This is a genomic window from Paenibacillus alkalitolerans (assembly GCF_016482785.1).
Classification (GTDB): Bacteria; Bacillota; Bacilli; order Paenibacillales; family YIM-B00363; genus Paenibacillus_AE; species Paenibacillus_AE alkalitolerans.
The window spans coordinates 202,815-225,865 of record NZ_JAEMXM010000004.1 but is presented as its reverse complement, the minus strand read 5'-3'; the positions used below and the strand labels follow the sequence as shown (position 1 = coordinate 225,865).

General features: G+C 54.0%; 24 protein-coding genes, 1 pseudogene and 1 riboswitch. Of the genes and pseudogenes, 3 read left to right on the top strand and 22 right to left on the bottom strand.

Going from position 1 to position 23,051, the window contains the following annotated elements; all coding sequences use genetic code 11:
- Positions 1-95: 95 nt before the first annotated feature.
- The 10 genes and pseudogenes from JET16_RS09685 to metA all read right to left on the bottom strand — a co-directional run bounded on the left by JET16_RS09685 (position 96) and on the right by metA (position 9,923).
- Positions 96-521: a YugN family protein gene (locus JET16_RS09685; protein WP_199615634.1), complete on the bottom strand. Its 426-nt coding sequence runs from the start codon at positions 519-521 to the stop codon at positions 96-98.
- A 104-nt stretch (positions 522-625) separates the two neighbouring features.
- Positions 626-805: a hypothetical protein gene (locus JET16_RS09680; protein WP_199615633.1), complete on the bottom strand. Its 180-nt coding sequence runs from the start codon at positions 803-805 to the stop codon at positions 626-628.
- Positions 806-841: 36 nt separating this feature from the next.
- A pseudogene (locus tag JET16_RS31095) lies at positions 842-1,225 on the bottom strand (3D domain-containing protein); the annotation flags it as partial.
- A gap of 481 nt (positions 1,226-1,706) precedes the next feature.
- Positions 1,707-3,647, bottom strand: a complete 1,941-nt coding sequence (gene thrS / locus JET16_RS09670) for a threonine--tRNA ligase (RefSeq protein ID WP_199615632.1) — start codon at positions 3,645-3,647, stop codon at positions 1,707-1,709.
- Between the two features lie 444 nt (positions 3,648-4,091).
- The gene (gene ytxC / locus JET16_RS09665) at positions 4,092-4,991 is read right to left on the bottom strand and encodes a putative sporulation protein YtxC (protein WP_199615631.1); all 900 of its coding nucleotides are present in this window, start codon (positions 4,989-4,991) and stop codon (positions 4,092-4,094) included.
- 222 nt (positions 4,992-5,213) lie between these two features.
- Positions 5,214-5,876, bottom strand: a complete 663-nt coding sequence (locus JET16_RS09660) for a nitroreductase family protein (protein WP_199615630.1) — start codon at positions 5,874-5,876, stop codon at positions 5,214-5,216.
- Positions 5,877-6,059: 183 nt separating this feature from the next.
- Positions 6,060-6,518, bottom strand: a complete 459-nt coding sequence (locus JET16_RS09655; protein ID WP_199615629.1) for an RrF2 family transcriptional regulator — start codon at positions 6,516-6,518, stop codon at positions 6,060-6,062.
- A gap of 42 nt (positions 6,519-6,560) precedes the next feature.
- On the bottom strand, positions 6,561-7,697 hold the full coding sequence (gene mqnC, locus JET16_RS09650; RefSeq protein ID WP_199615628.1) for a cyclic dehypoxanthinyl futalosine synthase: 1,137 nt from the start codon (positions 7,695-7,697) through the stop codon (positions 6,561-6,563).
- 90 nt (positions 7,698-7,787) lie between these two features.
- A complete protein-coding gene (locus JET16_RS09645) occupies positions 7,788-8,948 on the bottom strand; it encodes a PLP-dependent transferase (RefSeq protein ID WP_199615627.1) in 1,161 nt (386 codons plus the stop codon).
- A 21-nt stretch (positions 8,949-8,969) separates the two neighbouring features.
- Positions 8,970-9,923: a homoserine O-acetyltransferase MetA gene (metA, locus tag JET16_RS09640; protein WP_199615626.1), complete on the bottom strand. Its 954-nt coding sequence runs from the start codon at positions 9,921-9,923 to the stop codon at positions 8,970-8,972.
- Positions 9,924-10,013: 90 nt separating this feature from the next.
- A riboswitch (SAM riboswitch) is annotated at positions 10,014-10,132 on the bottom strand.
- A 332-nt stretch (positions 10,133-10,464) separates the two neighbouring features.
- On the opposite strand from metA, the gene corA reads away from it, so the two are divergent.
- A complete protein-coding gene (gene corA / locus JET16_RS09635; RefSeq protein ID WP_199615625.1) occupies positions 10,465-11,400 on the top strand; it encodes a magnesium/cobalt transporter CorA in 936 nt (311 codons plus the stop codon).
- A gap of 57 nt (positions 11,401-11,457) precedes the next feature.
- Here corA and JET16_RS09630 read toward each other — a convergent pair whose 3' ends face one another.
- Both JET16_RS09630 and JET16_RS09625 read right to left on the bottom strand, forming a co-directional pair.
- Positions 11,458-12,456, bottom strand: a complete 999-nt coding sequence (locus tag JET16_RS09630; protein WP_325176665.1) for an HRDC domain-containing protein — start codon at positions 12,454-12,456, stop codon at positions 11,458-11,460.
- A 161-nt stretch (positions 12,457-12,617) separates the two neighbouring features.
- A complete protein-coding gene (locus JET16_RS09625; protein WP_199615623.1) occupies positions 12,618-12,830 on the bottom strand; it encodes a hypothetical protein in 213 nt (70 codons plus the stop codon).
- A gap of 153 nt (positions 12,831-12,983) precedes the next feature.
- Between JET16_RS09625 and JET16_RS09620 the strand changes: the two genes are divergently transcribed.
- Together JET16_RS09620 and JET16_RS09615 are read left to right on the top strand one after the other, a co-directional pair.
- Complete coding sequence (locus JET16_RS09620) at positions 12,984-13,280, top strand: DUF3055 domain-containing protein (RefSeq protein WP_199615622.1); 297 nt, start codon at positions 12,984-12,986, stop codon at positions 13,278-13,280.
- Between the two features lie 63 nt (positions 13,281-13,343).
- Positions 13,344-13,619, top strand: a complete 276-nt coding sequence (locus JET16_RS09615) for a hypothetical protein (protein ID WP_233531308.1) — start codon at positions 13,344-13,346, stop codon at positions 13,617-13,619.
- Between the two features lie 6 nt (positions 13,620-13,625).
- Here the strand turns inward: JET16_RS09615 and JET16_RS09610 are convergent, their stop codons facing one another.
- From JET16_RS09610 to cbiB, 10 genes are all read right to left on the bottom strand, one after another.
- A complete protein-coding gene (locus JET16_RS09610) occupies positions 13,626-14,474 on the bottom strand; it encodes a 5'-3' exonuclease (protein ID WP_199615744.1) in 849 nt (282 codons plus the stop codon).
- A 371-nt stretch (positions 14,475-14,845) separates the two neighbouring features.
- Positions 14,846-15,286: a hypothetical protein gene (locus JET16_RS09605; RefSeq protein WP_199615621.1), complete on the bottom strand. Its 441-nt coding sequence runs from the start codon at positions 15,284-15,286 to the stop codon at positions 14,846-14,848.
- A gap of 71 nt (positions 15,287-15,357) precedes the next feature.
- A complete protein-coding gene (locus JET16_RS09600) occupies positions 15,358-16,548 on the bottom strand; it encodes an aminotransferase class I/II-fold pyridoxal phosphate-dependent enzyme (RefSeq protein ID WP_199615620.1) in 1,191 nt (396 codons plus the stop codon).
- Positions 16,548-16,901 (bottom strand): arsenate reductase family protein, encoded by a 354-nt coding sequence (locus JET16_RS09595; RefSeq protein WP_199615619.1) that lies wholly within the window; start codon positions 16,899-16,901, stop codon positions 16,548-16,550. Before JET16_RS09595 ends, JET16_RS09600 begins: the two co-directional genes overlap by 1 nt.
- Before the next feature lie 85 nt (positions 16,902-16,986).
- Positions 16,987-17,931 (bottom strand): RluA family pseudouridine synthase, encoded by a 945-nt coding sequence (locus tag JET16_RS09590; RefSeq protein WP_199615618.1) that lies wholly within the window; start codon positions 17,929-17,931, stop codon positions 16,987-16,989.
- Positions 17,928-18,503 (bottom strand): cob(I)yrinic acid a,c-diamide adenosyltransferase, encoded by a 576-nt coding sequence (locus tag JET16_RS09585; RefSeq protein ID WP_199615617.1) that lies wholly within the window; start codon positions 18,501-18,503, stop codon positions 17,928-17,930. The genes JET16_RS09590 and JET16_RS09585 overlap by 4 nt, the downstream gene beginning before the upstream one ends.
- A 26-nt stretch (positions 18,504-18,529) precedes the next feature.
- The gene (locus JET16_RS09580; protein WP_199615616.1) at positions 18,530-20,086 is read right to left on the bottom strand and encodes a cobyric acid synthase; all 1,557 of its coding nucleotides are present in this window, start codon (positions 20,084-20,086) and stop codon (positions 18,530-18,532) included.
- Positions 20,070-21,173 (bottom strand): threonine-phosphate decarboxylase CobD, encoded by a 1,104-nt coding sequence (cobD, locus tag JET16_RS09575; RefSeq protein WP_199615615.1) that lies wholly within the window; start codon positions 21,171-21,173, stop codon positions 20,070-20,072. Before cobD ends, JET16_RS09580 begins: the two co-directional genes overlap by 17 nt.
- Before the next feature lie 97 nt (positions 21,174-21,270).
- Positions 21,271-22,098, bottom strand: a complete 828-nt coding sequence (cobS, locus tag JET16_RS09570) for an adenosylcobinamide-GDP ribazoletransferase (protein ID WP_233531305.1) — start codon at positions 22,096-22,098, stop codon at positions 21,271-21,273.
- Positions 22,059-23,045, bottom strand: coding sequence for an adenosylcobinamide-phosphate synthase CbiB (cbiB, locus tag JET16_RS09565; RefSeq protein WP_199615614.1), 987 nt, complete (start codon positions 23,043-23,045; stop codon positions 22,059-22,061). Before cbiB ends, cobS begins: the two co-directional genes overlap by 40 nt.
- Between the last annotated feature and the right edge of the window lie 6 nt (positions 23,046-23,051).

The window sequence follows — 23,051 nt, the reverse complement described above, 5'->3', positions numbered from 1 at the left end:
CTGGCATGAACCTCCTTATCGGTTGCTTGTTTCCTATTTTGAACCTGAAACCTTAAAGCAACCTTAAAGGAGGGTAAAAAAGCGATAAAAACTAATCATTTCTTTATAGCCGCGAAAGCCTCTTCCACTTCCTTCACGATCATCGCCGCCTTATCCAAGTACGATTGCTCAACCGGCGCATCAACGTTTTCCGGAGTCTGGAATTGGTTGACCAAAGCGCCGGCAGTATTGAATCGCGGATTATCGTCCTCGCCGATATTGTACAAATGCCGCAATACGAAAGGAGTTCCAATTTTAACCCTCGTTACTTGTTTTGCAGTCTCCGGATCAAATACGCCTTTCGGGATATGGAACGGGATGCGCAGCCACACAGTCTGTTTCTCCCCGTCCAACCGGCGGTCGAAACATCCTTGTTGATAATCCCAATTGCCTCCGAGCGTGAATTCGTGCCTCTCGAGAGTGTCGCTCAACGTCGCGTAATCCATTTCGACTCCGGCGAGATTCGATTCTAATGCCATCATTTCCGGTTCCTCCCATGGCTTTTCTTTCTATAGTGCACGGTACCGGAACAATTTATGCCAAACAAAGGAGGGGCGCCGATGCGCCCCTCCCGCCAGTGAAAAAGTTATTTGTTTTCTTCTTGCTGAGCGCCGGCTGCTCCTGCTGCTCCGGCTGCTCCTGCTGCTCCGGCTCTTCCCGCTCGGCCGGCGGTACCCAAAGCACCTGCTTCTGCAGCGAACTCGGCGTTATAACGGTTGTTGTTTTGAGCTGGTACGTTTACTTTGTCCTTCTTGTTGTTTGCCATTTGGTATCTCACCTCCACAACCGCTATTATGCCCAGTTAGACGGAAGACTTGCGGAGGTTGTTTTCCAATATGAGGTTGTTCAACATCTCAAGCTCTTTTTCGTCGAGTTTTCCGTCTCCTTTGCGGATGACGGTCACTCTTACCTTTTTCTTGCCCCACTGACTGTACACTTGCTTTTTGGTTTCAAAATACAGATCGATTTTCTTTCCTTTAATTGCGGAGCCTGTATCGGCGACCACTCCGTAACCGTATCCCGGGATGTGCAGGATGGTGCCGATCGGAAACACTTTGCGGTCGGCGGCGATGGTGGAAAATAAATCGCGGCGCACTTTCACGCCTGAGAATGTGATGCCGTACTGCGGATGTCCCGGCGCCTTTCCCGTTGACTCCACGCCTGCGTAGTAACCGGTAGCCGTCACATCAACTGTTTTGTAACGCTTTAAGCTGCCCATGTGGAACAGCGGAGCGATCTTGGTAAGCTCCGATATTTGTTTTTCGGATAAGAGCGCCGTCTCCAGCCGGTCGACAATCGCAGTCCTCTCGCTTGTGCCGGACACGTTGCCGGTATCGTCCAGCGGGTTCGCCGGCGCGATTCCGTGCAGTTTGGGTATGGGCAGTCCCCGCTCAATCTCGCGGCCGGCAGGCTCGGCGATGCTGGCTTGCTCCACATGAGCCCCTAGTATTTTTCCGTTCTCTATCGGTCCAAGCGCCGCAAACAATAGAAATAACATCAGACTCAAACTCAGCCATTTTCGTTTTGAAGCGATTGACATCATTTGGTTACCTCCCCCTATACCACAGAGGTTCTCCACGATTGTCCAAATATATACATGGAAAATACCTGTTTAATGGAAGGGGGAGGCTAAAATAAGGATTATCGATAGAAAACGCTAGACTAGATTAGTAGACTTTTCCTCCGACATCTTCACGAATCAAAGCGATCGCTTCGTCGACCGTGCGGGCTCCAGTATCGCCTTCGCCGCGGATGCGTACCGATACCGAACCGCTCTGGCGTTCGTTCTCGCCTACGACAAACATATACGGAATGCGCTCCAGCTGCGCTTCGCGAATTTTATAGCCCAGCTTTTCGTTCCGGTTGTCAGCTTCCGCGCGAATACGTGCGGCGGCAAGCTTGTCGCGTACTTCGTTTGCGTAATCCGTAAACTTGTCCGACACCGGGATGACGACGGCTTGAATCGGCGCCAGCCAAGTCGGCAGTGCCCCGGCGAAGTTTTCCAGCAAGAACGCGGTCATCCGCTCCATCGTGGAAATAATTCCGCGGTGAATAACGACCGGACGGTGCTTTTGCCCGTCTTCGCCGACATATTCGAGCTCGAACCGCTGCGGCAGCAAGAAGTCGAGTTGAGCCGTGGAGAGCGTCTCTTCTTTCTTCAAAGCCGTCTTGATTTGTACGTCTAGCTTCGGACCATAAAACGCCGCTTCGCCTTCCGCTTCGAAATACGGCAAGCCGAGTTCCTCAACAACCTCCTTCAGCATACGCTGCGACATTTCCCACATTTGGTCGTCTTGGAAGTATTTTTCCGTATTATTGGGATCTCTATACGACAACCGGAAACGGTATTCTTTGATGCCGAAATCTTCGTAAACTCTCCTGATCAAATTGACGACGCGCGCGAACTCTTCTTTAATTTGATCCGGGCGGCAGAAGATGTGGGCGTCGTTCAACGTCATCGCGCGGACCCGGTGCAAACCGGTGAGCGCTCCGGACATTTCGTAGCGGTGCATCGTGCCGAGCTCCGCGATCCGAATCGGCAAATCGCGGTAGCTGCGCATATCGCTCTTGTACACCATCATGTGATGAGGGCAATTCATCGGCCGAAGCACGAGCTCCTCGTTATCCATGATCATCTTTGGGAACATGTCCTCATGGTAATGATCCCAGTGGCCCGATGTTTTATATAGCTCTACATTGGCAAGCACCGGCGTATACACATGGCTATAACCGAGCTGCTCCTCCAAATCGACGATGTAGCGCTCCATGATGCGGCGCAGCTTGGCTCCGCGCGGCAGCCATAGCGGCAAGCCTTGGCCGACTTCCCGGGAGAACGCAAACATCTTCAACTCGCGGCCGAGCTTTCGGTGATCGCGTTTCTTCGCCTCTTCCAGCATTTCCAAGTGCTCGTCAAGCTGCGCTTTCTTCGGGAACGCAGTGCCGTAAATACGCTGGAGCATCTTGTTCTTCGCGTCTCCGCGCCAATATGCGCCCGCCACGCTTAACAATTTAAACGCCTTGACACGCCCAGTGGAAGGCAAGTGCGGTCCGCGGCACAAGTCGAAAAATTCGCCTTGGTCGTAAATCGATATCGGCTCGTCCCCCGGAATCGCATCGATCAGCTCCAGCTTCAGCGGATCATTGATATCGCGGAAGATCGCCTTCGCTTCATCGCGGCTCACTTCGCGTCTTGTAATCGCCAAATTTTCGCCGGCGATTCTCTCCATCTCTTTCTCGATTTTGCCAAGATCCTCGGCCGAGATGGGCGTATCCAAATCAATATCGTAATAGAAGCCGTCCTCGATGACAGGCCCTACCCCGAGCTTCACTTTATCCGTACCGTATATTCGCTTTATCGCCTGGGCCATCAAGTGAGCCGTGCTGTGACGCAGCACCTCCAAGCCCGCGTCGGAATCAATCGTTACGATTTCCAAGGACGCATCTTGCGTCAACGGCTGAGTGAGGTCAACCGGTTTGCCGTCCATTTTCCCCGCCACAGCGTTCTTCTTCAGTCCGGGGCTGATCGACCCCGCAACTTCTTCCACCGTAGTTCCGCCCGCATACTCCCTTACGGAACCGTCGGGCAGCGTTACTCTTACCATAGACATGCTTGCTTCATCCTTCCAAGTTTTTCTTTAGTAAAACAAAAAAAAGCACCCATCCCCATAGGGACGAATGCTTTACATTCGCGGTTCCACCCTAGTTCGTCCGGTTTTGACGCCTCTTAATCGAGGCTGCCGAACGCACTTCATTGTCACTCGTTCTGTAACGGGAACGAATCCGGCGCCGCATACTAAATCGTGCACGATGTTCTTCGGCGCGGCTCTCAAAGCGGTAAACGCATGAACGCGAACCGGAGGAAATTACAGCCCGTGTTTCCTCTCTCTGGACGGAGCGTCTCGCGCGTTGTTGTCTTTGGTCAAAGCCGTTAAGCAAAGTAAGTTGCCATTTATTATAACACCGCAAGTAATAAGTTTCAAATGAAGCAACTTAGAATTGCGATTTTTCAAGAAAAACTTCCTCTGATCGCGGCCTGGCTTTCATCTAAACGGTTACCGTTTGCTTTCTTCCAACAATGGCATGCACACATGACAATCCTTACAAAGATCGGCCCTTCCTTCGAATATCGTCAGAATCGTTTTTATGACTTGCAGCTCGGGAGTTCTTGTGTGGATGAACAACTTGGCGGGGGAAACCGTAATGAGCGTGCTGACGATGACGTCCTCATAACTGATGTCTTTATCGATCAATTCAACGACAAATTGATCCATTTGCTTTGTATCGATCGGTTTCATCTGTTCGTTCAGGAGCGTAAATTCGTGATTTCCTTTATGAACGAGATGGGCAACCGGAATTTTCGCTTCTTGGATGTATACGAAATATTTCAACAGGGCGATAAATTCTTGATACTGCCGTTCCATCATCCATTCGTCAACGGCGTAAGATACCGTATCTCGAAGCTCCTCCACATACGGACCGGCGCGAAAACGGAGAAAGCCTTCAATGTGCAAATATTTTTCTTCTTTCAGGTATGCTTCCACAACCCCGGTCAGCTTTGCGCGGCGCTGCGAAAGCCCGTCCTTCGTTCCCCAATCCTCCATATCCATTGTCAACAATTGCTTGCAATGCACAGCTACCGAAGCGATATCTTCATCGGCGGTGGACACCATTTCTTTCTGAATAAGCCGGAATGTGACATCATCTTCGTAAGCGGTTATCATGTAACCGGCCAACACGTCGGCGGCCCGCTTCCGCGCTTCAGGTACGGCATCCGCAACGCGTTGTTCCGCAGATATATCGCATACGATGCCGGCACCCCCGGTTAACGGCACCAGCCGCAAATCGAGTGTGTCCGCCAACATATGTACGTTCCGCAACGACTCACGTAGATCATCCGTCAATTGTTTAGCATCCAATCGGGCGGGGTTGACTAGCAGCGTGAACAGCTCCATGGGTTCCCCTCCTTTCGTTTCTAAAAGTATATGGTCGCCGGGGAGGGGATATACAAACAAACGACTGGAAGAATGGGGCAATGCCGTTACAGCGGTAAAAGTCGGACTTCACTCCGTACAGTGGAGAAAATTCCCGTTAAATGGCGCTGTTGATATTAAAGAAAAAAAGACCCTCGATCAGCGCCGCTTTGTTGCGGACAACCGAAGGTCTTTGCATTTCCATTACTCCGCAGGGAATTCGTTGAAGAACGTCACGTCCTCGATCGCCAGCCTCGTCGTCGGATGTCCGGGCTTCGCGGCTTTCCCGAGAGCGATCAGCATAACTGATACGTAACGATCCGGGATGCCGAATGCTTCCGCGAACTTAGCCTTGTCGTATCCGCCCATCGGAACGGTATCATAGTCTTTGGCGCGTGCGATCAGCATGAGCTGCATGGAAATCAGTCCGCCGTCGGTAAATACAATTTGGCGGGCGACTTCACGGGGCAGGCTTGAGTACATAGATGTTGATTGTTTAATAAACGATTTCGCCGTATCTGCCGGCATGAATCCCGCTTCTACCGCTTCGCCGTATATCTTCTCCGCATTCCGATAGCTCTCCGTATCGCCTAGCACTGCAATGACGGCCGACGCTTCGACCACCTGCTGCTGGTTATAAGCGATAGGAAGCAGCTTCTCCTTCAGTTCCGGCGAGTCGATGACGAGAAACCGCCACGGCTGCAGGTTCGAAGACGATGGAGCCAACGTGGCTTGCTTCAGCATCTCGGTCAGCTCTTCCCTTGGAATCCGGACCGAAGGGTCGTAGCTGCGCACCGAACGGCGCTCCCGAATAACGTCGAAAAAGTTTTTCTGCTCCTGCTGTTGAACAGTTTGTGAAGTGGACATGATATTTCCTCCCTGATTTTAATCATACTGAGCAGTATTTTGCACAGTTAGAACAATAACGGATTTCAGCGACAGAGGCACTACCGGCGTTCCGAAAAATTCTGTGCAAATAATAACACAGTATAGATGAAAAAATAACGGCGGCTAACTGTTACCTGATAAATCACAGTATAATGCCGCAGACTATTTGCTGTCAACTACTTTTGCATGCAGCCTTTCCGCCAAATCCGCGATCGTGTACCGGCTGAGCACTTCGCGCATGCTCCGGTCCATTTCGTCCGTAATATCGGAAAAGGCCGCCTTCATCTCCACGCCGAACGGATGGGAGCCCGTCGCCTCCTTGATGCCGAAGCAAAGCGGGCCACCGACTTGGAAAGCGTCGTAAACATCCGCCAGCGTAATCGACTCCGGATTTTTCTGGAGCCGGTAGCCGCCGTCGCGGCCTTCCCGCGTTTCAAGAAACCCTTCCCGCGCAAGAACGGCCAACACCCGCCGGAGCAGCGTCGGCTCCGACTGCAAATAACTTGCTATCTCGACGCTCGGGCATGTCTGGATATTTTCCTTGGACAGAATGATCAAAGCCTGCACTGCCAATCCGAACCATCTCGGATGATAGTTGCCCGTGCATTTTTCCGCGTCCAAGTTATCCTCTCCTCTCGTTCCCCGGACGTAGCCGGCCGCTGATTAATTTTGCATTACGAAATCGCGCTCCACCCGGTCATTGGCATCGTCGAACGTGCGAAGTATGTCATACTTCGTGTTGCGCTGCGCCGGAATTTTGCCGGCTTCGCGAATGAGCTTCAAAATAAGACCGATGTTCACCTTATGCGTCGCTCCCGCAGCTGAAACGACATTTTCCTCGATCATCGTGCTGCCGAAATCGTTGCATCCGTACGATAAGGACAATTTGCCGACATCCGGCCCCATCGTCACCCAAGACGATTGGAAATTCGGAATGTTATCCAGCATAAGGCGGGCGATCGCCAGAGTCTTCAAGTACTCCTCCGGCGTGGCGCGCTCGGCTTTCAAATTCGTATTGTCCGGTTGGAACGTCCATACGATGAAAGCAAGAAAACCCGGAGAAGGATAGCGGTTGTTGACGCACTCGTCCTGCGCGTCGCGAATGCGCAGCAAGTGCAGCACGCGCTCTTCCATCGACTCGCCGAATCCGATGACCATTGTCGCCGTCGTATGCATTCCAAGCTTGTGCGCCGTCGTCATCACTTCGATCCAATCTTTCCAAGACCCTTTCAGGCGGGAAATCTTTTTGCGCGTGCGGTCGTCCAATATTTCCGCACCGCCGCCCGGCAGCGAATCGAGGCCGGCGTCCCGCAGCTCCCTGACCACCTGCTCGAGGGGCAGCCCGGAAACGTCCACCATCTTGCGAATTTCCGCGGGAGAGAAGGAGTGCATCTGAATACTCGGGAATCTCGCTTTAATGCCGCGCAGCAAATCCGTGTAATAGGAGAAAGGCAAATCCGGATTCGTTCCGCCCTGCATCAGAATTTCAGTGCCGCCCACGTCAACGGTTTCCTGAATTTTCTGGTACACCGTCTCGTTAGGCAGCACGTAGCCTTCGTTCGAGCCGGGAGGCCGGTAGAACGCGCAAAAGCGGCAGTACACGTCGCAAATATTCGTATAATTCACGTTTCTGCCGATAACGAACGTGGTGACCGGATCCGGATGAAATTTCTTCATGATTTGATCGGCCGCATGTCCGATTTTCTCAATTTCGTCGGACGCAAACAGCGCGAGTCCGTCCTCCATGTCCAAACGTTCGCCGCGCAGCGCTTTATCTAAAATAGCATCGATAGCCGCCATCGTTCTCCTCCTCACAAAACCCATGTTACCTTCTATCCTATCACAACACGTGATCCCGCTCCATTTTGAAGATTGTGGATTTTGTGAAGCTTACTTTAATTCTTCTCTCGCGTGCTCGAACGCTTGGGACAAATCGTCGATCAGATCGTCGGCATGCTCGATGCCTACGGAGAATCTCAACAAGCGTTCATCCACTCCGACCTTCCGCCGGATTTCTTCCGGAATGTCCGCATGGGTTTGCACCGCCGGATACGTCATGAGAGATTCTACGCCTCCCAAGCTTTCAGCGAAGGCGATCAATCGGATGTGCCTTAATATAGGTTCGATAGTGCGGGCGTCTTTCATCTTGAAGGAGAAAATGCCCGTATTCCCGGACGATTGACGCTGCTGGATATCGTGCCCCGGGTGAGTCGAAAGAGCCGGATAGAACACTTTCGACACCATATCGTGACCCTGCAGCCATTCGGCAATTCGCGTGGCGTTCGATTGGTGCCGTTCCATCCGAAGCGCCAGCGTCTTCATTCCGCGCATAAGAAGCCATGAATCTTGCGGTCCCAGCACCGCGCCGATCGAATTGTGGAGGAAGAACATGCGCTGCGAAAGCTCCGTCCCTTTCGTAACGATCAAGCCTGCAAGCACGTCATTGTGGCCCGCCAAATATTTAGTGGCGCTATGGACGACAATGTCCGCGCCAAGCTCGATCGGTCGCTGGAAGAACGGCGTCAGCAGCGTATTGTCGACGACCGTCGTCAAGCCTTTGCGCTTAGCCCAGCCGCAAACGCGTTCCACATCTGTAATCATCATCAACGGATTGGTCGGCGTCTCGATGAGCACCGCTTTCGTCGAGCCGGGGCGCAGGTTCGCTTCCAATTCGTCGATACTGTTCGTATCTACATAAGATGCGGTTACGCCGAACCGCGACATGATTTGTTCGATCAACCGGTACGTCCCGCCGTACAAATCAAGGCTCACGAGCAGATGGTCGCCGGATTGAAACATCGCGAACACGGTTTGCAGCGCGGCCATGCCCGAGCTGCAGGCGAAAGCGGCGTCGCCGCTCTCAAGCTCCGCGAACGCTTCCTCGAGTACTTTCCGCGTGGGCGACTTCGTGCGCGCATAGTCGAAGCCGGTGCTTTGGCCGAGCTTCGGATGACGGAACGCCGTCGATTGGTAGATAGGGTAACTAACCGCTCCGGTAACCGGATCCTCCAAGGAACCGATCTGGGCAAGCTTGCTCTCGATATGCTTCATCTTCTCGTACTCCCCTTTACTTTAGATATAAGCCCCTGCGTGCACGAACGTTTCGTCTTCCTCCGCCGCCCCCAACTCGTACGGCGTTTCCTGGTATACGTAATAGTTCAACCAGTTCGAGAAGAGCAGATTCGCGTGCGCTCTCCATGTGGAACGCGGCGCCAGAGACGGGTCGTCCTTCGGATAATAATTTTTCGGCAGCGGAACGTCCATTCCCTTCTGAATATCGCGGTCGTACTCCCACTTTAACGTCTCCGGATCGTATTCCGAATGGCCCGTAACGAAAATATGTCTTCCGTCTTTCGTCGCGACGATATATACGCCCGCTTCGTCGGATTCGGACAATATTTCCAGTTCCTCCACCTTCTCGATGTCTTCCCTGGCCACATCAGTATGACGCGATTGCGGCACGAAGAACAACTCGTCAAAGCCTCGCGTCAGCTTTATATTCGGTTTTGTAACATAATGCGGATACACACCAAATATTTTTTGAGGCATAGTATATTTGGGTACCCCGAAATGGTGATATAGCCCGGCTTGCGCCGCCCAACAGATGTGGAACGTGGACGTGACGTTTTGGTCCGCCCAATTCATGATTTCCTGCAATTCCCTCCAATAGTTTACCTGCTCGAAATCCATATGTTCCACGGGGGCGCCTGTAATGATCATTCCGTCAAAACGTTGATTGCGAATATCGCCGAAAGTTTTGTAAAAAGCTTCCAGATGGCGTAGGGGTGTGTTTTTGGACGTATATGTTTTCGGATGCAGAAGAGTCACTTCGAGCTGCAGCGGCGTGTTTCCAAGCAGCCGGAGCAGCTGTGTCTCCGTCGTTTCTTTGATCGGCATTAAATTTAATATGGCGATTCGCAGCGGTCGTATGTCTTGTTGAAACGCACGCGATTCGTCCATGATGAATATGTTTTCATTCGTCAAAATTTCTTTCGCCGGCAAATGGTCGGGAATTTTAATCGGCATATACGTTCGCTCCCTCTATAGGTTGTCGATTCTGAAGAAAAAACCTTTCTCGGCATATGAGAAAGGTTTTCGTTGCAAGCGAAAGGACCTCTCTCATCTCTCAGAAACGAAACGTTTCCGCAAGAATTAGCACCGTGCACGCGCGTCGCGCGTAATTGCCGGTTGCCGGGTTTCATCGGGCTAGTCCCTCCACCTGCTCTTGATAAGAGTGTGCCGGTATGAAGTTCTGAATAAGTGAAGCTATAACTTAATGTAAAGGATGCGGAGTATGACGTCAAGAGTTTCTTGACACAGTTTCTTGAAACCGATATGGGACAGGAGTATACTAATCAGGTATTAATCGCGTTAAAAGGCTTTCATGATTTTATAAATAGGCGGGGTGAATCAGGGAATGGACGGCGACCGACCGTGTTTATGCATTCGACATTGGTATTGCTTGACAATTGAATCGAAACATCGGGCGGACATCGTTCCCTAAGCCTCAACTGGGTCAATGACGCGTTCGTCCGGTGCTTCTTTACGTGCTAAGGAGGGGTAACGGATGAAGGTGCGATTGGTTCAAAACGGAATTTTCACTTTAATCGATAACGTCGCGGAAGCGCTCATTCCGCCGGTTAACGGCTTTTATTGGATTGACGCCAACCCGGAGGACTTGGAGAAGCTGCAGCCGATGTTCCACCTGCACGAGTTGGCGGTGGAAGATTGTCTTTCAGAGGAAGAGCAGCGTCCGAAGCTTGAAATTCACGAAGGTCACTACTTTGTGGTGGTGAATAGCATCCGCTTCGACGACGAGGAGTTTTTCCTTCGTGCGGTTAATATTTTTCTGGGGAAACATTTTATTATTACCGTGACTAAACAAAAGGTGAATGAAATTCGCGCGGTTAAACCGGTGTTATGGGAGGAAGAGGTCAACTCTCCCGACCGTCTGCTGTATCACCTCGTGGATTTGATCGTCGATAATTATTTCCATGTCGGAGACCGTATAGAAGAACGGATCGAAAAGCTTGAAGAAGACATTCTGATGCATACGAAAAAATCGCATTTGAATGAAATTGTCGGTTTGCGAAGCGAGATTTTGTGGTTGAAGAAAGTGCTCGGTCCACAAAAGGAAGTCATCGGCATGCTGGCGCGGAAAGAGCTGCGGCTCATTGACGGCAACCTGCAGAAGTATTTCGCGGATATGTATGAGAACTCCTTGAAAATAACGGAATCGTTTGACACGTTCCGCGATTTGATGGGCAACTTGCGCGAAGCTTATCAATCAAGTATTGCGAGCAGAGCCAATGAAATCATGCGAGTATTAACCGCCGTCACCGCAATCTTTATCCCGTTGACGTTCATCACCGGGGTATACGGGATGAATTTCGATTACCTCCCGGGGGCGGAATATCACTACTTCTCATTAGTGGTTATTCTTCTGATGGCCGCCATCGGTATCGGCATGTATTATTTCTTCCGGAGAAAAGATTGGTTGTGAGTTGAAGCAGGACCTCACTATTGCTGACGCAATAAGGTCCTGCTTTTTTCTTCTCTATTATCCGGCTTTCGCCGCACCGGTCTCCTTCTCGCGCCGGTACCTGATGCGCAGCAGCCGAAGCCATTCGTATGCGCGGTCCGCATTAATGTCTTTCAATGCTTCCTCGCCGTATACCGCATTCAATACCGGCTTTAAATAACGGTCGCCCACCGACAAGAATGCCGACATCGCCCGTTCCCGTTCTTCCTGAGAAACCGACTGCAGCTCCGCGTTAATAATCGGCTCGACGTCGTATCCTTCTTTATCCAATTCTTCAATGATCGCAACGGCGTCTCTGCGGGGGATGGAGCTTGCCTCCAATTCGGAAAGACCCGAGCCTTTAAGCGCTGCTTCCAATACGGCGAGTTTCCGATTTTTCCTTTCGGTTTCTCTTTGCTCGAAAGCTTGCTGCTGCCTGTGGAGCCACAGCTTGTATTGCACATAATCGATCTTGTCCGCCACCCAGTTGAGCGGGAACGACCACTCTCTCTTCACTTGGCCGGTGACGGCGAGAATTCCGCTGCCGTACTGGTTTAGTTTATACTGGCCGAACCCGGGCAGCTGCATAAGCTCTTCATGGGTTTGCGGCAGGAACGTGCTGATGACCTGAAGCAAGCGGTTTGTCGCAATCATATACGGCGCTTTCCCTTCCTTCCCCGCTTGCGTCCTCCGCCATGCGCGAAGCTGGTCGAACACCGCATCGTTCCTGTTGATGTCGCTGTAATAGTGTAATTTCTGGATAAACTCTGCGCGTCCGTTCATCGATTGCAAGTCACCCGTAACGCCGTCCAGAAGAGGAGCATAGCCTTCCGACATCTTCTCAAGAACATTCCCCCGGAACGACGTTAACATTTCGCTCCAACCGCTGCCCTCGAACCATTGGTGCTGCTCCGGTTCTCCCATCCCGTTCGGCTCCGTCCAATACACCTGCCAGATGCCGTTCAGTTCGCAAATCGACACCTTCGCGGTCAGCACGCGATCTTCCTCCGTCTTCTTCTCGAAACTGTTCATAAACACGAGATTCAATGCGCAAAACTCCTTTCGATAAATAAAATATTGAATGGACGAAAAAAAGCACCCCTCCTACATTTCGTAAGAGAGGTGCTTCCTCCGTCCAATCAGTTGTGTAAATCATAGCATGTCCTTATGTATATGGCAAGAACGATTTTCCAACCTGTTCAAACCGTTGAATTCGACCAGCGGTTGATTACTGTATATAGCACAATCGCTATCAATGTGAAGCCTCCGAGCGCGAACGCGTATTTTTTTCTTTGCTCTTCAGTGCCTTTGCCCGTCGTCCCGCGATCGTCGTCCCGGCGCACCGGACCGATAAAGACGGCAACGATGACGTCAAGAATCCAAATTATTGTGTTTTTAGCGGTTTGACGCATGCTCCGTCCTCCTTTTTTTTGCCGCAATGGAGCGACTCCGGTTATCGATGTTATAAGGACCATGAAACTTGATGAATTTCAATGTTATAATGTGCTTGGTTACATTTTTATACGCACACATTTAGGAAAAGTTCCTAATTTTGGGAGGAAAATTTGGTGACATACGAGTTTGATTTTTTATCCGACAGCACCGAGCAAACGACGACAAGATTTGTAACGTTCGTTTCTCCGAATTTGAACCGGTTTGATTTGGCGGTTACGACGACGAATCGTTTCTACGGAAAGAAGCTGGTTACCGACATGCAAAAGGGAATCACCGCCATTATCGGACCGGACGACCTGGAAGAAGAAGGGTATCTGGAGCACGTCTTCAAACTGGACGAAGAAGCGGCGAACGACTTGTACCAGTTCCTGCAAGAAGTGATCGGCCCGGTCTCCTTCCCGGAATGAAACAAATAGAAAACCTCCCTCTCGGCAACAATAACTGCAAGCCGAGAAGGGAGGTTTTTGATAATGCCGTTTCTTGAAGAAGACCGCAGGGAATATACGGATGTAGCTTCGGTCGAATCGCAGCGCAATGATCTGACCGCGGAGGAATTCCCCGAAGGGCCGTACGGATCCAGCTTGCCGGTGGAATCTTTGGGCAAAAGCACGCCGTGGCGGGAGGATCAACGATCTCCAAACACTTACAGTTATGAAAACCGCGAGCTGCACGAAGGGATGCCCCGTCAATTTCCGCCTTCCCACAAAACGCACGACGAGGAAGGCAACGAATCGATTGCCGACTAGTGAGTTTTACACGATTTCCTTCATTAAGCTGCGAAATTCAAGCTCTTCGAACTTTTGGCGGACTGTTTCCGCATCCGGCGTCCAACGGCACTCATCCAATGAGCATTCGAGCGGAACGTCGCAGCGGATCGTCGCAAGCTCGCGGCACAAATGCAGCATATCCAAGTCCGCTTCAATTTTGGTGCGGACCGATGCGGGCGTGCGTTCCAGATTGTTAAGAATTCCATCGATGGAGCCGAATTCGGCCAGCAGTTTGACGGCGGTTTTATCGCCGACGCCTTTTACTCCCGGATAGTTGTCGCTGCTGTCGCCTATCAAGCCTTTTAAGTCGATCATTTGAGCGGGGGTAACTCCCTTCTCGCTTAAGAGAAGTTCAGCGTCGTACACTATGTAATTGCCGAATCCTTTCTTCAGCATCATGACCCTCACGCGGTCCGACACTAACTGAAGCAAATCGTGGTCGCCCGTGAAAATAAGAACGTCCATCTCTTCGCCGAATTTTCTGGCCAACGTTCCGATGCAGTCATCGGCTTCAAAGCCGGGAACCCCGATGTTCGGCACTCCCATGCTTTCCACAACTTCCTTCACCAAGTCAAATTGCGGCAGCATATCGTCCGGCGCCTCCGGACGATTCGCCTTGTACTGGGGGAATTGTTCCGTCCGGAACGTCCGGCTCCCCAAATCCCAGCAGCATGCTACGTGAGTAGGATTATAAGTTCGTACCGCGTCGAATAAATAACGTACGAATCCATATACCGCGTTTACGGGCAAACCCGCCTTCGTCCTTCGCACCGAACCTCCGAACACGGAACCGTAATAGGCGCGAAACAGCAGCGCCATACCGTCAACTAGCATGATCGATTGAGACACGAAAAAATCCCCTTTACTGCATAATGGAACCAATCTTTCTAGCATTATACCAAAATTTCGATAGGGTTACATTGAAAAAGATGATAGGGTCGGGGAGGGCATGGTATGCCCGGCTGTTGTTTCACATCGGTACTACGCGGTTTATCCGTGCACCACCGTGTTTCACTCTGAAACACGACGGCGGCTTTGCCCGGCAGTTGTTTCACATCGGTACGACGCGGTTTATCCGTGCACCACCGTGTGTCACTATGAAACAAGACGCCGGCTTTGCCCGGCTATTGTTGCACATCGGCACTACGCGGTTCATTCATGCACCACCGTGTTTCACTATGAAACAAGACGGCGGCTTTGCCCGGCTATTGTTTCACATCGGCACTACGCGGTTCATTTGTGCACCACCGTGTTTCACTATGAAACAAGACGGCGGCTTTGCGCGGCTGTTGTTCCACCTCGGGACTACGCGGTTCATACAAGCACCACCGTGTTTCACTATGAAACACGACGGCGCCGTTGCGCGGCTGTTGTTCCACCTCGGGACTACGCGGTTCATACAAGCACCACCGTGTTTCACTATGAAACACGACGGCGCCGTTGCGCGGCTGTTGTTCCACCTCGGGACTACGCGGTTCATACAAGCACCACCGTGTTTCACTATGAAACAAGACGGCGGCTTTGCGCGGCTGTTGTTCCACATCGGGACTACGCGGTTCATTCATGCACCACCGTGTTTCACTATGAAACACGACGGCGCCTTTGCGCGGCTGTTGTTTCAAATCGGCACTACGCGGTTCATTCATGCACCACCGTGTTTCACTATGAAACAAGTTAGGTTCGACCGATCTAGCGAACGTCCGCACCGCAAACTTTGCTACCCAAACGAAATTCCGCTTTCCCGGAAAAACATTCCAAGCCGTTCCGCAGCTTCGAGCAATATGTGTTCCTCTTGAACGAGCGCAATGCGCACATACCCTTCTCCCTGCGCGCCAAAAGCGTTCCCCGGAACGACAACAACTCCTGCACGCCGACAAATTTCCTGGGAAATTTGTCGAGACGTCCAACCTTTTGGCGAAGGAGCCCATATGAACATTGTCGCCCTAGGCTTCGGAACAGGCCATCCGATACGGTGCAACGCATCTACAAAAACATCGCGCCGATGCTCGTATACGGAAACCGCTTTGCCGCCTTGGTTCGACATATCGCGCTGCAGCGCCGCGATTCCGGCCTCCTGCACCGCAGTAAACACACCGTAATCCAAATTCGCTTTCAACTGCCGCAGCGCTAGCACCGCAGCGCGGTGTCCCACGGCAAATCCGATCCGGCAGCCCGCCATATTGAAGCTTTTAGACAACGAGTGAAACTCTACGGCGACCTCTTTTGCACCGGGTATTTCAAGAATGCTCATCGGCCGAAAACCGTCAAACGCCAACTCCGAATACGCCGCATCGTGCACAATGAGCACCTGATAACGTTTCGCGAACTCGACCAGTCCGAGATAGAAATCCCGATCGGCAACGGCACTCAACGGATTGCTTGGATAGTTAACGACGATAAATTTCGCGCGGCGCGCGACCTCCGCAGGAATCGAATCCAACGCAAACAAATACCCGTTCTCGGCAGACAACGGCGCCGGATAAGCTTCCACACCCGCAACTGCAAGTCCTGCACCGTAAATCGGATATCCCGGATCGGGCACGATCGCCAAGTCGCCGGGTTCGGTGACGGCAAGCGCCAAATGTCCCAATCCGTCTTGCGACCCCATGAGCACAGTAATTTCATCCGCAGGATCGATGTCCACTCCAAAACGCCAATGCATCCACTCGCCCGCCGCCTGGCGAAACGCGATGCTCCCTTCCGACGAAGGATAGCCGTACGAATCGGTTCGCGCCGCAGCCGCCGCCAATGCCAAGCGCACCGACTCATCAGGCGGACGGTCCGGACTCCCGATCCCCAGATCAATGACGCGATGGCCGGCGGAGGCCGCTTCCCGCTTCCATTCCGCCACTTCTGCGAAGATGGCCGAGCCAAGCCTATGAAGACGCGAAGAAGGTTGTACGATCATCACCACACCTCGACATATGTATCTTCCTTAAACCCGACCGTCACTTTCTTCCCGTCCGTAACGATCGGCCGCTTAATCAATCTGCCGTTAGAGGAAAGCAACTCGAGCAGCTCGTCCTCCGTCATATGAGGCACTTTGTCTTTTAACCCCATCTCGCGATAAACTTCCCCGGAGGTGTTCAAAAATTTTCGAATATCCAATCCGCTAAGCTTCAACAGTTTCTTTAACCGGTCCTTCGACGGAGGAGTTTCAAAGATGTCTACGCTCTCCACTTCATGCCCCCGCGCGCGAAGCCATTTCAATGCGTCACGGCATGTGCTGCATTTCGGATAAAGATACGCTTTCAAGTTCATAAGCCGCACTCCCTGCCCTGTCAGCAAATATTTATGTCCAATCCGTTAATAGTTAACGAGCAATGACTGTTTACACAATAAACTACTAATCCCAATCATGCAATGGAGACGACAACGACCGAAGCAGCTCCGACATATCCGCAGGCATCGGGGCTTCGTACGTTACCCGCATACCTGTGCCGGGATGCTCGAACGACAAGTCCGCCGCATGCAGCGCCTGCCTTGCGATGCGTCCCTGCAAAGAGCTCGCCGCCAGTTCCCTTGCATACAGCGAATCCCCGACCAATGGATGGCCGATATGCTTCATATGTACCCGGATTTGATGCGTTCTCCCGGTGACCGGCCGCAGCCGGACAAGAGACGCCCCCGCCGGAACGAACCGCTCCACGGTCTCGTAATGCGTAACGGAGGGGTACCCGGACGGAGTGACGATGCGGACATGCGGCTCGTCAGGGTCCCGGTCGATCGGCCCATCGATCGTCCCGGCGTCGGCCTCCACGACGCCGTGAACGATTGCGAGATACGTTTTGCGAACGCGCCCTTGCTGAAACTGCTCCGAAACATATTGGTGCGCGTAGGCGTTCTTGGCAATCGCAAGCACGCCCGACGTATCTTGATCCAACCGGTGAATCGGCCGGAACCGGTATCGATCCCCCCGGCTTTGCCACAAATGAACGACGCCGTTCGCCACCGTATTGATGTAATGTCCCTTCGTCGGATGAACGATGCGGCCCGCTTCTTTGTTCACAATGAACAGATGCTCGTCTTCACGGATTATCTCGATCGGAATAGGCTGCGGCATAATGTCGTCGGACGCATCCTCCGGCAAACGAACGACGACCTCTTCGCCCGCACGCATCGGCGTATGAAGCGGGATTCGCTCCCCATTCACCAAAATACTTCCCTCCGTCAGCTTCAACCTCGAGAGCATTTTGCGGGAAATCCGCATTCCCGTCAGCAGTACGGACCGGAGCCGCCACCCTTCTTGTTCGGGCGCAACGACATGCTTTATCTCCAGCGGACGCGTCACTTCTTCGGATTCCGAAACACGTCCGGACTGCGGACGTATTCGACGTCGCCCACCCCGGCCCGGGCGTTTGCGGTGCGTGCCAGAGTGAAAAACAAATCCGACAACCGGTTCACATATTTGCGCACCGATTCGTTGCAAGCCTCCTGCGTCCGCATTAACGTCACGATGCGGCGTTCGGCCCGGCGGCACACGGTCCGGCACACGTGCAGCGCGGATGAAACCGGCGACCCGCCCGGAAGTATAAACCGCGTAATGTCGGGAGTTTCCGCATCGTATTTGTCGATCAGCGTTTCCAGCCGCTCTACCATATCATCCGTCACCTTATAAGGCCGAAGATCCGGTTTCAAAAGCGCCAAATCCGAGCCGCAGTCGAACAACTCATGCTGAATGCCGGCCAAATCTTCAATCATATCCGCAAACAACGGCTCCTCCATGAGACTGACCGCCGCGCCGACAAACGAATTCAGCTCGTCAACGGTGCCGTAAGCCTCTACGCGAACGTCGTCCTTCATGACCCGTCCGCCGATAACGCCGGTTTGGCCGGCATCGCCGGTGCGCGTATAAATTTTCATAATCTCATCCTCCGTTTCCGTTACCGCTAGATTCCCACAATATGGCGGATCGCATCCATGTCTGCGTGGCTCCTCACATGCGCCGCCAACCGGTCGAAAGCCGCTTCCCGTTTCTCCTTGTACCGGTAAACCGACTCTTCAGGATGCCAACCGTTGCGCGCGCGCAGCCGGTTTAACCAATGCCGCCGAAATTCGTCGTTGTCGAATACGCCGTGCACGTACGTCCCCCAAATCCGCCCTCGGTGAAGGGAAACTCCTTCGAGCAGAGGCGTCATCCCGTATTCCGCCACGCAGAACGGACGAACCGAATCGTCCGACAGCTTCGTCTCGCCCATATGAATCTCGTAGCCCTCGATCGGAATGGCCGTCTGTCCGCCCTCTTTCTCCCATCCTGCAAAATGCCCCGCCACCCGCACCGTCCTTTTTTCCCGCAAAAACACCGTTTCTATAGGCAGCAGCGCGAGGCCTCTCTCAATTCTCGCAATACCGCCGGACTCTACGCCGAACGGATCCGACAGCGCAAATCCCAATATTTGATATCCGCCGCATATGCCGGCAATGTGCCCGCCGCCGGCCGCATATTCCAACAGCTTTTGTTCCAAGCCCGAGGATCGGATCGCTTGCAAATCTTCCATCGTATTTTTCGTCCCGGGCAAAATGACCGCATCGGGCCTGCCCAAATCCTCGACTGTGGCGACATAGCGGATGCGCACGTCCGGCTCGCCTCTAAACGCGTCGAAATCGGAAAAGTTCGAGATACGGGAAAAGCGGATCACCGCAATGTCCAGCATATCCTCGCGGCCGTTATCCCTCAATGCGAGCCGCGTCCTTTCCCTTTCCTTCCAGCCCGCCGAATCTTCCTCCTCCAAACCGATATCCGCAAGGAACGGTATGACGCCGAGCACCGGCTTGCCCGTCCTTTCTTCCAGCCAATCGAGTCCCGGACGAAGCAGCGAAACGTCTCCCCGGAACTTATTGATAATAAACCCTTTGACGCGGTCCCTCTCTTCCGGTGAAAGTATGTCCATAGTACCTACAATGGATGCGAACACGCCGCCGCGGTCGATATCCGCCGCCAAAATAACGGGAGCGTCCGCCCAAGCCGCAGCGCGCATATTGACGATATCCCGGTCGCGCAGGTTCACTTCCGCCGGACTGCCCGCGCCTTCCATAACGACGATGTCGCTCGTCTGCCTCAGCCTTAGAAGCGATTGTTTGACAATCGACTCCGCCTTCGGCAAATAATGCTCTCTATATTCATATGCATCGTAATCCCGCAGCGGTTTTCCGTGAACGACCACTTGGGAGGTGCGGTCGCCGGAAGGCTTCAACAGAATCGGGTTCATGTCGGTCGTCGCGGGGATTCGGCATGCGTCCGCCTGCACTCCTTGTGCTCTGCCGATCTCCTTGCCGTCAGGGGTTACATAGGAGTTTAGGGACATATTTTGCGATTTAAAAGGAGCCATCCGCCAACCGTCTTCGGTAAAAATGCGGCAAAACGCCGCAGTCAGCATACTCTTTCCCACATCCGACGCAGTGCCTTGAACCATGACGGTTCGGGCAAGCTTACGCTCCTCTGCCATCTTGACCGCCCCCAGCTTCCATCCAGTTTCGCAGCGCTTCCACCAGACGTTCGTTGTCTTCTCTCCTCTTTACCGCGACACGGCAGTACGTGTCGTCCAGCCCCCGGAACAGCGAAGCGTCCCGGATCAACACTCCCGCCGCGCCAAGCGCGGATTGCGCTTGTTTAACTCTCCACGCTCCGTCCGGCGGAAATTGAAACAGCAGGAAGTTCGCATCGGACGGAAATACTTTGAGGCCGAGCCGGCTCAAGCTGCCTGACAGCCATGCCCGCTCCGGCGGAAGCCATGCCAACGTATGAGCGGCGAACGGTTCGTCTTGGAGCGCCGCAGCTCCGACGGCCATCGCGATCGCGTTCACGCTCCACGGAACCGCCAACTCCCGTATCCGGCCGATCGCCTCCGGGTGTGCGACAACATAACCGAGCCGCAGCCCGGGTATGGAATAAAACTTCGTTAGAGATCGGATGACGAATACGTTGCTGTGTGACGAGGCGTGCCGGATGACCGTACGCTGCCGTTCATCGGGAGCGAAATCCAGAAACGCTTCATCGAAGACGATCCGCCTAGCCGTATGTATCAACTCATCAATTACATCGTTTCGAAGCAGCCGTCCGGTCGGATTGTTCGGATTGCCGATCAATACGGCGCCGGTGCGTTTCGCCGAGCCGATCAGCGACGCCGGTTCGGGGAGAAAATCCCGTTCTGCAGTCAACGGAACAAATTCGGGCACCCCGCCCGCGCGCCGCACGGCCGTTTCATATTCGGCGAACCCGGGAGCAAGCAATGTGACCGTCTCCGGACGCATCGACCGCATGACCAAATCGATCAGCTCCGCCGCGCCGTTGCCGACCCAGATCGATTCAACCGGCACGCCGTGCCTCGCGCTCAAAGCCGTCCGAAGCTTGCGCGCCGCCGGGTCCGGGTATGCGGCGATCTCTTCCCATGCGGCCATCATCGCTTCCCGCGCCCCCGCCGGCGGACCCCACGGATTCATATTCGAGCTGAAATCGGCGAAAGCGCCGCGCGGCAGACCGTACAGTCGTTCCGCCGTAAGCATATCGCCCCCGTGACCGTAACGTTCGAGCATCTTTTTCACTCCCGTCTTTCAAACTTATTCACTCGCAAAGGAAAATAATTTCCGCTGCAGGCTGCGAAGACCGCAACGGGTGTAATCCGAGCCGCCACTAAGGCGCAAACCCGAGCGCAGCCAAGGCCGTCAGCAGCGCGAGCTCGATGCACTCGACCAACGCGCCGTACGTGTCGCCGGTCAACCCGCCGAGACGGCGGGCAATGCGCCAAGCGGCGAATGCTCCGACTGCGGCGGCAACGGCGAGGCCGCCCGCGAAGAGCGGCGCGGCAAATTCAATGTCGCCCGTGCCGAAGGCGGCAAACAGCACCGCCGCGCACATGGCGGCAACGGGCAAAGAAGCTGCGGCATGGCGGACGCCGGCGGATGCAAGCGACGCGCCCATGCCTGCGCTACCCCCCGCATACGGCCAACCGGCGACGGCCCAAGGCAGGAACGCGCGGCTCACTACCGGCACGATAGCGACCGCTGCCCCGATATTCGGAGCGCCGGCGCGCGCCGATTCCACCAGCGCCGACAACAGCGCAAACTTGAGCACGAGCGCCGAGCAGCCGGCGACGACGCCCATCGCTCCGACACGCGGATCCTTCATAATTTCCAGCATGCGCTCCCTCGGCCGGTTGCTCCAAAGCCCGTCCGCCGTATCCATCAACCCGTCCAGATGCAGCGCTCCCGTCACCCATATCCATAGGACAAGCAGCAGAGCCGCCGAGGGAGCATCGGGAAGCGCCCGGGGTAACAACATAAACCCGCAGCCCGCCAACGCGCCGACGACCGCGCCGGCGAGCGGATAAAACACAACGCTTCTCCGTCCCGTCGCATCGTTCCACGGGAGGGCGAACGGCAGCGGAAGCCTCGTCATCAATTGCAGTGCGGCTAAGGCGCCTACGCCCCAGTTAATAAGGTTACGAGCAGTGCGGCGCATACCAGTCCTCCCGTCAGCAGCGCGCCCGACCATTCAAGCAATGACACGGCGCGCATAATGTCCGTAATCCTAAGCGGCCGTTCCCCCCACCCCATCGATGCGCGGCGGGACGGCACACCGTTATATGTATTGACGCCGCCAAGGCGGATACCGAGCGCCCCGGCGACCGCGGACTCCGGTATGCCGCTGTTCGGGCTGGGATGCAGATGAGCGAATTCGGCCACCGCACGCAGCGCCCGCAAGCCCGATGCTCCGGCGCAGAAAGCCGCGGCGCAGCTAAGCAGCAAACCTGCCAGCCGCGCAGGTATGTAATTCAGCGCATCGTCCAACCGGGCGGACGCTTTCCCGAACCATTCATAGCGCGCATTCCGGTACCCGACCATCGAATCCAGCGTGTTCGCCGCGCGGTACAAGAAGGCGAGGGGAGCGCCCCCGATCAGCGCAAACACGACGGGCGAAACGACGGCGTCGACCGTATTTTCCGCCAACGTCTCCACCGCCGCCCGGGCGCATTCCGCTTCGTTCAACGAATGCGTGTCCCTTCCGACGATATAGCCGGTATACGTTCGCGCTTCCGGAAGATTGCCCCGCGACAAAGGGACATACACTTTCACGCCGGCGTCCCTCAAGCCTTTCCAAGCGATCGTTGTTGAAATGAGCCAAGTGTTGACCGCATAGCCCGCCCAAGGGTGCAGAACCGAAGCGGCGGAGACGATGCACCATGCCGCCGCGCCCGCCCCAACCGTCGTAGACGCGCAAAGCAACAAACCGCGCAGAAACGAATGCCGCGCGGTTGACTCCGTATACATACGGGTTTCGGCCCAACGAATCCAGCGGCCGAACAGCACGACCGGATGCACAAGACGTTCCGGATCCCCGACGATCCGATCGATCGCAAGCGCCGCGGCCGCCATCCACAACGTCTCTTCCAAGGAATAAATCAACAATGTATT

Coding starts and splice junctions, on each gene's coding strand:
- JET16_RS09685 (WP_199615634.1), bottom strand. CDS start 521: ATGATGGCATTAGAATCGAATCTCGCCGGAGTCGAAATGGATTACGCG.
- JET16_RS09680 (WP_199615633.1), bottom strand. CDS start 805: ATGGCAAACAACAAGAAGGACAAAGTAAACGTACCAGCTCAAAACAAC.
- thrS (WP_199615632.1), bottom strand. CDS start 3,647: ATGTCTATGGTAAGAGTAACGCTGCCCGACGGTTCCGTAAGGGAGTAT.
- ytxC (WP_199615631.1), bottom strand. CDS start 4,991: ATGGAGCTGTTCACGCTGCTAGTCAACCCCGCCCGATTGGATGCTAAA.
- JET16_RS09660 (WP_199615630.1), bottom strand. CDS start 5,876: ATGTCCACTTCACAAACTGTTCAACAGCAGGAGCAGAAAAACTTTTTC.
- mqnC (WP_199615628.1), bottom strand. CDS start 7,697: ATGGCGGCTATCGATGCTATTTTAGATAAAGCGCTGCGCGGCGAACGT.
- JET16_RS09645 (WP_199615627.1), bottom strand. CDS start 8,948: ATGAAGCATATCGAGAGCAAGCTTGCCCAGATCGGTTCCTTGGAGGAT.
- metA (WP_199615626.1), bottom strand. CDS start 9,923: ATGCCGATTAAAATTCCCGACCATTTGCCGGCGAAAGAAATTTTGACG.
- corA (WP_199615625.1), top strand. CDS start 10,465: ATGAAGGTGCGATTGGTTCAAAACGGAATTTTCACTTTAATCGATAAC.
- JET16_RS09625 (WP_199615623.1), bottom strand. CDS start 12,830: ATGCGTCAAACCGCTAAAAACACAATAATTTGGATTCTTGACGTCATC.
- JET16_RS09615 (WP_233531308.1), top strand. CDS start 13,344: ATGCCGTTTCTTGAAGAAGACCGCAGGGAATATACGGATGTAGCTTCG.
- JET16_RS09610 (WP_199615744.1), bottom strand. CDS start 14,474: ATGCTAGTTGACGGTATGGCGCTGCTGTTTCGCGCCTATTACGGTTCC.
- JET16_RS09605 (WP_199615621.1), bottom strand. CDS start 15,286: ATGAATGAACCGCGTAGTGCCGATTTGAAACAACAGCCGCGCAAAGGC.
- JET16_RS09600 (WP_199615620.1), bottom strand. CDS start 16,548: ATGATCGTACAACCTTCTTCGCGTCTTCATAGGCTTGGCTCGGCCATC.
- JET16_RS09595 (WP_199615619.1), bottom strand. CDS start 16,901: ATGAACTTGAAAGCGTATCTTTATCCGAAATGCAGCACATGCCGTGAC.
- JET16_RS09585 (WP_199615617.1), bottom strand. CDS start 18,503: ATGAAAATTTATACGCGCACCGGCGATGCCGGCCAAACCGGCGTTATC.
- JET16_RS09580 (WP_199615616.1), bottom strand. CDS start 20,086: ATGGCAGAGGAGCGTAAGCTTGCCCGAACCGTCATGGTTCAAGGCACT.
- cobD (WP_199615615.1), bottom strand. CDS start 21,173: ATGCTCGAACGTTACGGTCACGGGGGCGATATGCTTACGGCGGAACGA.
- cobS (WP_233531305.1), bottom strand. CDS start 22,098: ATGCGCCGCACTGCTCGTAACCTTATTAACTGGGGCGTAGGCGCCTTA.